9 protein-coding genes are annotated in these 12,992 nt (G+C 68.6%); 6 read left to right on the plus strand and 3 right to left on the minus strand.

Annotated elements, in window-relative coordinates:
• The first annotated feature begins 79 nt into the window (after positions 1–79).
• From ASE96_RS00465 to ASE96_RS00480, 4 genes are all read left to right on the plus strand, one after another.
• Positions 80–1,060, plus strand: a complete 981-nt coding sequence (locus ASE96_RS00465; protein ID WP_056424490.1) for a DUF6457 domain-containing protein — start codon at positions 80–82, stop codon at positions 1,058–1,060.
• Entirely contained in the window at positions 1,057–2,559 is a 1,503-nt protein-coding gene (locus ASE96_RS00470) for a molybdopterin molybdotransferase MoeA (protein ID WP_056424492.1), read from the plus strand. Before ASE96_RS00465 ends, ASE96_RS00470 begins: the two co-directional genes overlap by 4 nt.
• A 75-nt stretch (positions 2,560–2,634) precedes the next feature.
• On the plus strand, positions 2,635–3,507 hold the full coding sequence (gene fdhD, locus ASE96_RS00475; RefSeq protein WP_056424495.1) for a formate dehydrogenase accessory sulfurtransferase FdhD: 873 nt from the start codon (positions 2,635–2,637) through the stop codon (positions 3,505–3,507).
• A gap of 102 nt (positions 3,508–3,609) precedes the next feature.
• A complete protein-coding gene (locus ASE96_RS00480) occupies positions 3,610–6,633 on the plus strand; it encodes an alpha-mannosidase (RefSeq protein ID WP_056424499.1) in 3,024 nt (1,007 codons plus the stop codon).
• 249 nt (positions 6,634–6,882) lie between these two features.
• Here the strand turns inward: ASE96_RS00480 and ASE96_RS00485 are convergent, their stop codons facing one another.
• From ASE96_RS00485 to ASE96_RS00495, 3 genes are read right to left on the minus strand one after another with little or no spacing between them, the layout of a single operon-like run.
• Positions 6,883–7,623: a hypothetical protein gene (locus ASE96_RS00485; protein WP_056424502.1), complete on the minus strand. Its 741-nt coding sequence runs from the start codon at positions 7,621–7,623 to the stop codon at positions 6,883–6,885.
• A 44-nt stretch (positions 7,624–7,667) separates the two neighbouring features.
• A complete protein-coding gene (locus ASE96_RS00490) occupies positions 7,668–8,402 on the minus strand; it encodes a hypothetical protein (RefSeq protein ID WP_056424504.1) in 735 nt (244 codons plus the stop codon).
• On the minus strand, positions 8,399–9,145 hold the full coding sequence (locus ASE96_RS00495; RefSeq protein ID WP_056424507.1) for a hypothetical protein: 747 nt from the start codon (positions 9,143–9,145) through the stop codon (positions 8,399–8,401). The genes ASE96_RS00490 and ASE96_RS00495 overlap by 4 nt, the downstream gene beginning before the upstream one ends.
• A 228-nt stretch (positions 9,146–9,373) precedes the next feature.
• On the opposite strand from ASE96_RS00495, the gene ASE96_RS00500 reads away from it, so the two are divergent.
• Both ASE96_RS00500 and ASE96_RS00505 read left to right on the plus strand, forming a co-directional pair.
• Complete coding sequence (locus ASE96_RS00500) at positions 9,374–11,044, plus strand: ABC-F family ATP-binding cassette domain-containing protein (RefSeq protein WP_056424510.1); 1,671 nt, start codon at positions 9,374–9,376, stop codon at positions 11,042–11,044.
• Complete coding sequence (locus ASE96_RS00505) at positions 11,041–12,954, plus strand: ABC transporter ATP-binding protein (RefSeq protein WP_056424513.1); 1,914 nt, start codon at positions 11,041–11,043, stop codon at positions 12,952–12,954. Before ASE96_RS00500 ends, ASE96_RS00505 begins: the two co-directional genes overlap by 4 nt.
• Positions 12,955–12,992 lie beyond the last annotated feature (38 nt).

Raw genomic sequence — 12,992 nt, forward strand, 5'->3', positions numbered from 1 at the left:
ACCGTCTCCGGGCCGGACTCTGCAACGCCGGACTCCAAAGCGCCGAACGTTCCGTGCGGGACCGCGCTAGGCTGGGCCGGTGGAATTCGATGCTGTCATTCTTTCCGGGGGCCGGTCCTCCCGGCTGGGAGGAGTGCCCAAAGCAGGGCTGGTGCACGACGGGGCCACCCTCCTTGAGCGCGCGCTGCAGGCCGCGGGCGGCGCGGCGGCTGTCGCCGTCGTCGGCCCCGATCCGGGAACGCTGCCGGCAGGCGTACTGAGCTGCCGGGAAGACCCGCCCTTCGCCGGACCGGCCGCAGCCATCGCGGCAGGAATCGCCGCCCTGGAGCGGCACCGGCGCGGGGACCCCCGTCCCCGGCCTGCACCCCCCTACACGCTTGTCCTCGCCTGCGACATGCCCCGGGCGGGCACCGCCGTCCGGGCGCTGCTGGACGCGGCCGGGGGAGTCCCGCCCGGTGAGGGGCTGATGGCTGTGTCCGCCGACGGACGCCGGCAGCCACTCGTGGGTTTATATGGCACAGCCGCGCTACAAAGGAGCATTGCTGACGCCGAGCAGGGCGGCACCCTTGAAAACGCCTCGGCGTTCACCCTTCTTGCTAGGCTGGAGGTGCGCGAAGTCAGCGTCCCCGGGGGGTCCACGGATGATGTGGATACCTGGGACGATGCCTCCGCCTTGGGGGTCACGGTCCCGCCCGGCAGTCATGACCGCGTCAGCCATGATTCGGGCATCCGGCCCGGGGCTCCCCAGCTGAATTCGACTTTGGAGGCAACGGTGAAGAGCCAGGACGAAACACTGGAAGACTGGTGCCGTGCCCTGCTCCAGGCCCTGGAGCTGGAAGACGTCGAGGTGGACGTGAACGAGGTGTTGGCCCTCGCCGGAGTGACCGCTCACTCCGTGGTCCGCCCGGCAGCTCCTTTGACGACGTTCATTGCCGGCTTCGCGGCAGGCCTGGCGTCAGGGTCCGGCCAGGCCACGGATGCCGTCTCGATGCAGGCCGCAATGGGCGTAGCCCGCAAACTCGCCAAGGATTACGCAGCCAACGAAGCCTCCGGCGCATGACACCTGCACCCCCTCCCGGCAGTGCAGCTGCCGCCGGGGACGAGCATGCGTTCGGCGCCGCCTCGGCCGGCCGTGCCGGAGCACTTCCGGAGGGTCCCGAGGACCGGTCCGCCGACGCCGCCCCGGACGGGGAACCCGAGCCGCCGCACCGGCACGTCGCGCACACCTGGCAGGAAGCCCGGCAGCTCGCCTTCGACTGCGCGACTCCCATTCCTGCTGCACCCGTTGCCCTGCGGGGTGCCCTGGGGCGGCAACTCGCGGCCGACGTGGAAGCGATTGTGGATATGCCGCACTACGCCTCGTCAGCCATGGACGGCTGGGCCGTCAACGGCAGCGGACCCTGGATCCTCGCCGAACCGGGCCAGCGGCTGGCCCCCCACCAGGCGAGCCCGATCGTCACGGGCGGTCTGATCCCGCCCGGGGCCAAGGCCGTGCTGCGGAGTGAAAGCGGCGAAATCGCCGCCGACGAGGACGGGCTCCCGATCCTGCAACTCGGCGGCGGCGCCAAACCCGGAGAGCCGCGAAACGGCGAACATATTCGAAAAGCCGCAGAGGAAGCGGCCGCCGGCGAGGTCCTGATCAAACGCGGGACCTTGCTCAACCCCGCCCACCTGGCCCTCGCGGCCCTCGCCGGCCACGACACGCTGCCGGTCCTCGGCAAAGCGCTGGTCCGGCTGGTGTTCACCGGCTCCGAGGTGGTCACAGCAGGGGTCCCGCAGCCGGGCGAGGTGCGCGACACGTTCGGTCCCCAGCTCGCCGGCGTGGTGGACATGCTCGGCGGGATCTGCACCGGCGAAACGAAAATCGGCGACAGCTACGCCGAGTGGCTCACGGCGCTCGAGGATGCGGACCCGGCCGGGGCGTTCGGCGAAAGTGGCGACGGCCAGGCTTCCGGGAGCGCGGCCGCAGAACTGTTGCCCGCCGACGTCGTGATCACCACGGGCGGCACCGGCCGGTCCGGAACCGACCACCTGCGGCGTTCCGTGACGGAACTTGGCGGACGTCTGCTGATCGACGGGATCGCCATGCGTCCCGGCCACCCCGCCGTGCTGGCCGAACTGCCCGATGGCAGGTTCATTATCGGACTGCCGGGCAACCCGCTCGCGGCCATGATGGCACTGTCAACCCTCGGTGCCCCGCTCCTGGCGGCACTGGGACACCGGACGTTGCCGCCCGTCACCGACGTGCCCTGCGGCTCCACAATCGACCCTGATCCCGGCAGAACGCGCCTGATGCCTTTCCGGCTGGTCTATGGCATGGCATCTCCCGCGCAGCACACCGGCCCGGGAATGATGCGCGGGCTGGCCGCCGCCGACGGTGTGCTGGTGGTCCCGCCGCACGGTGTGCAGCTGGGGGAGCCGGTCCCTGCCTTCGCTCTACCCTGGGGTACGGACCTTCCGGATCTGACGGCGCCGAAAGACAAGCCTGTCCCCAAACGGGCCGCCCGGAAGCCTGCCGGCACCGGTGGTCCCGTCGACTGGAGCGCCCTGCTGGGGTAGCCCTGTTCTTGAACGTGCGCTGGCCACCCGGCCCGGCGCTTGCCATGATGGAAATATGTTGGTTAGGAGTGCCTGATGGGCCGCGTCACGCAGCGCCGCAAGGTGCACAAATATGTTCTGGACGGGTCGCCGCAGGCCCTCGAATTCCCGGTCCGCCACCGGGAGGACGTGCTCGCCGTGGAGGAGCCGCTGGAAATCCGGATCGGCAACCTGTCCTTCTCCGTGACCATGCGGACCCCCGGGAACGATTTTGATCTCGTCGCGGGTTTCCTTGTATCCGAGGGGGTCATCTGGAGCCCCGACCAGCTGGTTTCACTGCGCTTCTGCGCCGGGGAAGACGAGGACGGCGTCCAGACGTTCAATGTGGTGGAGGCGCAGCTGAGGCCCGACGTCGTCCGCCCTGACACCGGGCGGAACGTCTTCACCTCCAGCTCGTGCGGCATCTGCGGCACGGATTCCATTGAGGCCGTGCACAAGTCCTCCCATTTCACTCCTGCGGCCGACCCGTTGACAGTTCCCGTGGCTACGCTCGCGTCGCTGCCGGACCGGTTGCGGGAAGCCCAGGCCGTTTTCGACGTCACCGGCGGCGTCCACGCCGCCGGCCTGTTCCGGATCGCCGATGACGGCTCAACCGAACTGCTGTGCCTGCGCGAGGACGTGGGGCGCCACAACGCTGTGGACAAGGTGGTGGGCTGGGCACTCCGCGAGGGACTGTTGCCGCTGCGCGGAACCGTGCTCCAGGTCTCCGGGCGGGCGTCGTTCGAGCTCGTGCAGAAGGCCGCCCTGGCCGGCATTCCCATCCTGGCCGCAGTCAGCGCCCCGTCGAGCCTGGCCGTCGAACTGGCCGAGGCGAGCGGGATGACGCTGGCCGGGTTCAGCCGCGGCACGTCACTGAATGTCTATGCGGGAGCCCACCGGGTGGCCATGCCCGCAGCCGTAACCGGATAACCTCCGCCCACAGCTCCTTGGCTTGCGGCCAGCGGCAACGTAAGTTATATCCATCGATTGGATGCATTCCAGCGTCATCCACGCAGCGCTAAGAGGATCACATTGCACGACGACCGTCGTCTCACGGAAGTCCGGCTCGACCGCTTTGTTCGCGAACGCCTCGCCCCCGCGGTCTATCCGCGCAGCGTGCCGCTGGCCCTGAGCAGCTGGGATGTCCCGGATGAGCCGGTACCTGTCCTGGAGGCCCTCCGGCAGCAGTTCACGCCCCAGGAGCACGGATCGGCCTGGGGCCGGCCGTGGAGCACCAAGTGGCTGCGCCTCCAGGGGCAGGTTCCGGACGGCTGGGGCAAGGCTGCGGACACCTCGGTGGAAATCATCGTGGACCTGGGATTCAGCAGCGACTTGCCAGGCTTCCAGTGCGAAGGCATCGCCTGGCGCCCGGACGGAACCATCGTCAAGGCAATCTCGCCGCGGAACCAGTACGTTCCGCTGAAGCTCCTGGGCAGCGGGATGTCTGTCGATTTCTACGTCGAGGCGGCCGCCAACCCAGACCTGTCGCAGGGGTGGACCTTCGCGGCCACCCCCTACGGGGACAAGGCGACCTCGGGCGATGAACCGAAGTACCGGCTCGGCAGGATCGCCATCGCCGAACTGAACCAAACGGTCTGGGAGCTGCAGCAGGACGTGTGGACCCTCAGCGGCCTTATGCACGAGCTGCCGATGGAGCTGCCCCGCCGCCATGAAATCCTCCGCGCCTTGGAACGGATGCTGGACGTCATGGACCCGGATGACGTCCCGGGCACGGCAGCCGCCGGGCGGGAGGCCCTCTCCGGGGTCCTGGCCCGGCCGGCCTACGCCTCGGCGCACCACCTGACGGCCACCGGGCATGCGCACATCGACTCCGCCTGGCTCTGGCCGGTCCGGGAAACCATCCGCAAATGCGCCCGCACCTTCTCCAATGTGGTGGCGCTGATGGACGAGGATCCCGGGTTTGTGTTTTCCTGCTCCTCGGCCCAGCAGCTTGCCTGGATCAAGGAGTTGTATCCGGAGCTTTTCGGGCGGATCCGGGAGAAGGTCAAAACCGGACAGTTCGTCCCCGTGGGCGGCATGTGGGTCGAATCCGACACCAACATGCCCGGCGGCGAGGCCATGGCCCGCCAGTTCCTGGAAGGGAAAGGCTTTTTCCTGGCCGAATTCGGGCTGGAATGCGAGGAAGCATGGCTGCCCGACACCTTCGGCTATTCGGCCGCGATGCCGCAGATCGTCAAGGCCGCCGGCAGCAAATGGTTCCTGACCCAGAAGATCTCCTGGAACCAGGTCAACCGGATGCCGCACCACACCTTCAACTGGGAGGGAATCGACGGCACCCGGCTCTTCACGCACTTCCCCCCGGTGGACAGCTACAACTCGGAACTCAGCGGGCGGGAACTCGCCCACGCCGAGCGGAACTACCGGGACCACGGCCGCGGCACCACCTCGCTGGTCCCGTTTGGATACGGCGACGGCGGCGGCGGCCCCACCCGCGAGATGCTGGCAGCGGCGCGCCGCACTGCGGACCTGGAAGGATCGCCAACGGTGGAACTCGGCTCGGCCGCCAGTTTCTTCGCCCGGGCCCAGGCCGAATACGAAGCACTCCCCGTCTGGGTGGGCGAGTTGTACCTCGAGCTGCACCGCGGCACCTACACAAGCCAGGCCAAGACAAAACTGGGCAACCGGCGCAGCGAGCACCTGCTGCGCGAAGCCGAACTCTGGTGCGCCACGGCCGCCGTGCGTGCCGGGTACAGCTATCCGGCCGCGGAGCTCAAGCGCCTCTGGCGGTTGGTCCTGCTGCAGCAGTTCCATGACATCCTCCCCGGCAGCTCCATCGCTTGGGTGCACCAGGACGCCGAGCGGAACTACGCCGCCGTCGGAAAGGAACTGGAGGCGATCATCGCCGACGCCGCCGGGGCGCTGCTGGGCGCCGGGGAATCGGACTTCCTGCTCAACGCCGCCCCGCACGGGCGCCAGGGTGTGGCGGCGCTCGCCGCTGCCGAGCCGGTCCTCTCCGGAGAGCTGGTGCGGGTCACCGACGCCGCCGGCGGCTACATCCTGGACAACGGGGTCATCCGGGCCGTCATCAATGCCGACGGCCTGCTCGTCTCCCTGGTCGACCACGCGAGCGGGCGCGACGCGATCGCCCCCGGGCAGTTCGGGAACCTGCTGGAGCTGCACCGGGACACCCCCAACGAATGGGACGCCTGGGACATCGACGCCTTCTACCGCCGCAACGTTGTGGCGCTGACCAGCGTCCGCTCGCTGGCGGCGGAACACACTGGCCGGGACGCCGTCGTGGTGGTGGAACGCCTGGCCGGCACCTCTGCGGTGACGCAGCGGATCTCGCTGGGGCCGGAAGCGGAGTCGCTGACGATTTCCACGGCCGTGGACTGGCAGGAAAGCGAAAAGCTGCTGAAGCTGGGGTTCGCCCTCGATGTCCGGGCGGACCGCTCGGCCGCGGAGACCCAGTTCGGCCACGTCTTCCGCCCGACGCACCTCAACACCTCCTGGGAAGCCGCGAAGTTCGAGATCTGCGCCCACCGGTGGATCCACGTCGCCGAGCCCGGCTACGGGGTGGCCATTTCCAACTCGTCGACCTACGGCCATGACGTCACCCGCAACATCCGGGAGGACGACGGCGGGACCACCACCACTGTGCGCCTCTCCCTGCTGCGCTCTCCCAAGTTCCCGGACCCCGGCGCGGACCGCGGCCGGCACGAATTGCACGTCACGATCCGGCCGGGCGCCAGCATCGCCGACGCCGTCCGGGAGGGCTACCGCACGAACCTGGCGCCGCGGGTAGTCAAGGGCGCCCACGGCGCGCTCCCGCTCGTGACCGTCTCCAACCCGGCCCTGGTTGTCGAAGCCGTGAAGCTGGCCGAAGATGGCTCGGGCGACGTCGTCGTGCGGGTTTACGAATCGCTGGGGGAGCGGTCCGCAGGGCTCGTGGCGGCCAACTTCGAGGCCAGCGGCGTCCGCGCCGTCGACTTGCTGGAACGGCCCGCGGCGGCGCCGGGGGTGACCCTGCGGGGGGATTCGGCGGAGCTTGTGCTCCGACCCTTCCAGCTGGTGACGTTGAGGTTCGTGCGCTGAGGCGCGGGGGCCCTGGGCCAGAATGCCTCAGCGAGGGGGCCGGCACGGAGCCTCGGCCCTGAGCGGCTGGCCCAGAGACTGGCCGTTAAACAGGCTGAGTGGGAGCGGTCCAACCGGACCGCTACCACTCATCCCCCCAATGGCGCTCGGGCGGCTGCCTCGGCTCCGCACGGATTGTCCCCGTTCACGAAGCGTATGCCGCTTTCACACATTCATGATTCTCTCACGGTCTAATGATTTTGTGAATGCCTAGTCGCCGTTGTTGCTGAATGTTGCTTTAGCGTTACCTGACGTGTTGGCGATCAGCCCGGAGAACCAGAACACCGCGAGCCCACTGACGTAGCCCAGGACCGCCGCATAGTTGACAAAGCGGAGCCCTCCGGCCCAGCTGGCCGGCGCCAGGGATACCGGAAAACTCAGGACCGCGAACACAGCGCCCAGAAAGACCAGCAGGGCCCCGGCCCGGACCAGGCGCGGCTTCCGGCTCCTGGCGGCGGCCAGCAGCGGAGGCACCAGGATGAGCGAGACGAACGCGGGATAGCTGCGGCCGGCAGCGGTGTAGTAGGAGGCCAGGGCGGTATTCCCTTCACCGGTACCGGAGAGCGTCTGTAGACCTGCCGGCGCACCGGTTGTGTCCATCAAGAGGAACGTCACAGTCACCGCCAGGCAGCACAGCGCCAGTGCCCAGCGCCCGGGCCATCCGGCAATGAGTGAGTATTCGCGCGAAGCGGCGAGGCCCCTGGTGATCCGGAGACCAACCAGCAGGACGGTGGCAAAGACCAGGTAGCGCAGGATCAGGCTCGTCACGTGCCGCCCGCCCAGCACGCCATCGATTGCCGCGTAGAGTTCGGAGACGGCAAGCGCACTGCACAAGGTGGCCAGCAGGAGGATTCCGAAAACGGTCCTGTTCCGGCCCTTGACGGCGTCCGGCACACGCAGCAGAAGCGCCGCGCAGCACACCGTCAGCGTCGCCCACTCCAGGGTTGCCATCAGCAGGGATCTCCCTTATCGCCTGTCGGCTCAGCACACAATGACTATCCGGTGACGTTAGTCTGCATCTCCTGCGTCCGTTTGGCCACGGCCTTCGACAGCCAGATCGTGGCCAGACCCACGATGAGGCACAGAATCGCGGTGTAGTTGATGAGGAACCGGAGGTATGCCAACGACTCAGGGATCACCGGGAACAGGAGGCTCAGCGTGATGGCTACGGAACCGACGGCCAGAAGCGCCGCTCCCACCCTTACCAGGCCGGGGAGCCTGCTGCCGACCGTCCGCAGCATGGCCGGCAGGAGGGCAAGCATGACGTACGCGGGATAGAGGCGGCCGGCGGCACCGTAGTACTCCACGAGCAGTGCATTGCGGGCGTCTTTGGCATGGACCGCGATGAGTCCCGCTGATGAACCCGCTGTGTCCATCATCAGGAAGACCACCATCACGGCCACCGATGCCAGCGCCGCGACCGCGACCCCGACGGGGCCGGTGAGGAGTCGAAGGGCGTCGTCGGCGCCGAAGCCCCGGGCGATCCGGAGCCCGAGGGCGAAGATGGCGCCGAAGATGATGAAGCGCAGAACCAAGTTGGCCAGGTTCAGGCCGCCCAGGGCCTGGTCAATGGCCACGTAAGGCGCGTCGATGCTCAGGAGGATAGCCACCGTGAGGAACAGGTAGACGAAGAACAAGGACCGGTTCTCACCCCGGAGGGCACTCGGAACCCGCGCGATCGCGGCGAGGGCGCAGACCGCCAACGTGCTCCACTGCAGGATCGCGATCATCCGAGGTTCTCCCAAATCTTTTTTGTCTGTTCGTGTTCCTGCTCCTGGCGGCGCAGGGTCCTGCCAAGGGACTGCAGGCGCTCGCCGGCCAGGGCCGTGAGTTCTCCATCGGAGAGAGCGTCCAGTGCGGCCTGCTTGGCGGCCGGGGTCCAGCCGGCCTCCGCCTCTGTCAGCAGGCCGGTAGCGACCAGCCCGCCCGTGAATCCTACGCCTGCCGCGCGGGAGGTGGCGACCGCCAACTCCGGTGCGAGCCGGTTCGCGGTCAACTGTGCCGAATAGTTCTGCGGGGCGACTCCGGTGGCGGCCGATACCCGGTGCCGCAATTCGCCGTCGTCGATCGCGTCCACCCAGTTGCGGACGGACGTGGCGTGCGGGGCGGCGCTGAGCGGGGGAGTCAGGGCGCTGCCGTGGTCTCCGAAACCGCCATAAGCCGGGGACGAGCGGGAAATGACCGCGCGGAGCAGGTCCATGGTGGCAATCTGGCTCACGAGTTCGGCAGGAGTGGGTAGCTGCGGCTGCTCCGCAAGGCCCGCAAAGCTGTCAAAGGAGGCGAGATCGTCCAGGGGGCTGCGTTTCAGGGCGCGGCTGATGCTGACCAGCGTGGACTCCGAGACCTTCCCCCGGACCAGCTGCTGGGCGAGGGTGGTGCGCTTGATCCCGGAGATCCTGCAGATATCGGCCGTGCTCGCCGTCGGAGCAACGCTATGGAGCCAGAGTTGGAACGCCTTGGCGGGTAGTGGCATCTATGGCTTCCTGCGGAGTCGAATGTGAGGGGTGGTTCTGACGTTCGGTGGAGCAGTGACTGCATCGATTTTACGGGAGGAGCTGATTCAACTATGCTAGATGCTCGAACCCGCTGGTCCGTACACCCCCCAAGTCCGGACCAGCGGGTTCTTTCATGCCCGGCGGCGATTGGCCGCCTGGAGCGCCCTTCGGCGGGCTGTTTTGGGCCGCGGTGAGAGGATGGACTAATGACTGCAACCCTTGTTGCCAAGGACCTTTCCGGTGGCCATGACCACCGCACACTTTTCTCCAAACTCTCCCTGACCGTCGCGCCGGGCGACGTCGTCGGCGTCGTGGGAGCCAACGGCGCGGGCAAGTCCACCCTGCTCCGGCTCCTGGCCGGGGTGGACGAGCCGCAGGAAGGCACCATCAGCCTGGCCCCGGCGGACGCGTTCGTGGGTTGGCTGCCGCAGGAACACGAACGGATCGCCGGCGAAACGGTGGCCGGCTACATCGCGCGGCGCACCGGCTGCGCCCAGGCCACCCTGGACATGGAAGCCGCCGCGGACGCCCTGGGCAGTGGCGCCCCCGGCTCCGACGACGCCTACTCCCTGGCGTTCGACCGCTGGATGGCCTCCGGCGCCGCCGACCTGGAAGACCGCATCCCGGCCGTGCTGGCGGACCTCGGGCTCGACGTGGGACCCGACGCCGACATGACCGGGCTCTCCGGCGGCCAGGCCGCCCGCGTGGCGCTCGCAGCACTGCTGCTCAGCCGCTTCGACATCGTGCTCCTGGACGAGCCCACGAACGACCTGGACCTCAACGGACTCGCGAAGCTGGAGGCCTTCGTGCAGGGTCTCCGCGGCGGCGTTGTGCTGGTTTCCCACGACCGCGAGTTCCTGGCCCGCTGCGTGACCACCGTCGTGGAACTGGACCTCGCGCAAAACTCCGTGGCGGTCTACGACGGCGGCTACGAGGCCTACCTGGAGGAACGCGCCGTGGCCCGCCGGCACGCCCGCGAACGGTACGAGGAGTTCGCCAACACCAAGGCCGACCTGGTCTCCCGCGCCCGCACCCAGCGCGAATGGAGCTCCCAGGGTGTCCGGAACGCGATGAAAAAGAACCCGGACAACGACAAGATCCGCCGCGCGGCCAGCACCGAATCCTCCGAGAAACAGGGCCAGAAGGTCCGGCAGATGGAATCCCGCATCGCCCGGCTCGAGGAGGTCGAAGAGCCCCGCAAAGAATGGCAGCTGCAGTTCAGCATCGGCCAGGCACCGCGGTCCAGCGCCGTGGTGGCGACGCTCCGCGACGCGGTGGTCCGGCAGGGCGGTTTCACGCTGGGACCGGTGAACCTGCAGCTCAACGCCGGGGAACGGATTGGCATCACCGGCCCCAACGGCGCCGGCAAATCCACCCTGCTCCGCCTGCTGCTGGGCATCCAGCACCCGGATTCCGGCGACGCCTCGATGGGCGCGTCGGTGGCGGTCGGCGAGATCGACCAGGCCCGCGGGCTGCTGGCCGGCGGGCTGAAACTGGCAGCCGCCGTCGAAGCCGTCCTGACGGACCAATCGCCGGCGGAAGTCCGGACGCTGCTGGCCAAGTTCGGCCTCAAGGCGGACCACACCTCCCGCCCGGTGGACTCCCTGTCGCCGGGGGAACGGACCCGGGCTGCGCTGGCGCTGCTGCAGGCGCGCGGCGTGAACCTGCTGGTGCTCGACGAGCCCACCAACCACCTGGACCTCCCGGCGATCGAACAGCTTGAAGAGGCCCTCGAGGGCTACGACGGCGCGCTGCTGCTGGTCACCCACGACCGCCGGCTGCTGGAAAACGTGCGCCTTGACGCGCGCTGGAACGTGGACGACGGCGTCGTCACCGAACTCCTGGGCCACACGGCCCCGAAAGGCAGTACCACATGAGCATGGACCGGGTCGCCTGGAGCTCCCTGTACAACATCACTCGCGCCTCGAGCGGCTCGAAGCCGTTCTCGAAGGAAACGCTCAAGCGGGTGTTCGGCTTCGCCCGTCCGCACCGGGGCAAGCTGATCGCCTTCGTCCTGCTGTCGATCGTGATGGCCGTCCTGGCCGTGGCCACCCCGGTCCTGGCCGGGCAGGTGGTGGACGCGATCATCGCCGGCGCCGCCACTGACGTCGTGGTCTGGCTGGCAGTGCTGATCGCCATCGTGGCGGTCGCCGAGGCCGGGCTGGGACTCGTCACCCGCTGGCTGTCCTCCACGATCGGTGAAGGCGTGATTGTGGACCTCCGCACCAAGGTCTTCGACCACGTGCAGAAGATGCCGATCGCCTTTTTCACCCGCACCCGCACCGGCGCGCTGGTGAGCCGGCTGAACAATGACGTGATCGGGGCGCAGTCGGCCTTCGCCGGGACCCTGTCCGGCGTCGTCAGCAATGTGGTGGCCCTCGCCCTGACGCTGGTGGTCATGCTGGGCAAATCCTGGCTGGTGACGGTGCTCGCCATGATCCTGCTGCCGATCTTCCTCATTCCGGCCCGCCGGATGGGCTCCAAGCTGGCCGATCTGCGCCGCGAGGCCGCAGAACACAACGCCTCCATGGGCACCCAGATGACGGAGCGCTTCTCCGCCCCCGGTGCCACCCTCGTGAAGCTCTTCGGCCGCCCCGACGAGGAATCCCGGGAATTCGCGGCCCGCGCGGGACGCGTGCGGGACATCGGCGTCCGCACCGCCATGCTGCAGTTCACCTTCGTGACGGCACTGACCCTGGTCTCGGCGCTGGCCCTCGCCCTGGTCTACGGTCTGGGCGGCTTCCTGGCGCTGCAGGGGCAGCTGGCCGCGGGCGACGTCGTGGTGCTGGCCCTGCTGCTCACCCGCCTCTACGCCCCGCTCACCGCGCTCTCCAACGCCCGGGTGGAGATCATGAGCGCCCTGGTCAGCTTCGAGCGGGTCTTCGAGATCCTGGACCTCAAACCGCTCATCCAGCAGAAGCCCGACGCGGTGTCCTCGCCGCCCGGGCCGCTGTCCGTGGAGTTCGACGACGTCCGCTTCTCCTACCCCTCGGCGGACAAGGTCTCGCTCGCCTCGCTGGAGGACGTCTCAACGCTCGACACCCGCGGCGGCGAAGAGGTGCTGCACGGCATCAGTTTCCGGGTGGAGCCGGGCCAGACCGTCGCCCTCGTGGGCTCGTCGGGCGCCGGCAAGTCCACCATTGCGCAGCTGCTCTCGCGCCTGTACGACGTCGATTCCGGCGCCGTGCGCTTCGGCGGAACCGTTCCGGGCACCGGCGTGGACGTCCGGGACCTGACCTTCGATTCCATGCGGCACACCCTCGGCATGGTGACCCAGGACGGGCACCTGTTCCACGAAAGCATCGCTTCCAACCTGCGGCTGGCCCGCCCGGACGCCAGCGATGAGCTCATGTGGGATGTGCTGCGCCAGGCCCGGCTGGAAGACATGATCCGCTCCCTCCCGGACGGCCTGAACACCGTGGTGGGGGAGCGCGGCTACCGGCTCTCGGGCGGCGAACGCCAGCGCCTCACCATTGCCCGGCTGCTGATCGCCCAGCCGCGCATCGTCATCCTGGACGAGGCCACCGCGGCCCTGGACTCCACCAATGAGGCCGCTGTGCAGGAGGCGCTCGGCGCCGCGCTCGAGGGGCGCACCGCCGTCGTGATTGCCCACCGGCTGTCGACCATCCGGGCCGCCGACGCCATCCTGGTGGTGGAGGACGGCCGGATCGTGGAACGCGGCACGCACACCGAGCTGCTGGCCGCCGAGGGCCGCTACGCGGAGCTGTACCGGACCCAGTTCGCCGAGGCCAGTGCCGTGGCGGAAGAGGCCGTTCCCGGGCGTTAGTGTTACGGGTTTTTAGCCGCTCCGGGCCTTAGCCACTT

Source organism: Arthrobacter sp. Leaf69, assembly GCF_001422645.1.
Taxonomy (GTDB): domain Bacteria; phylum Actinomycetota; class Actinomycetes; order Actinomycetales; family Micrococcaceae; genus Arthrobacter.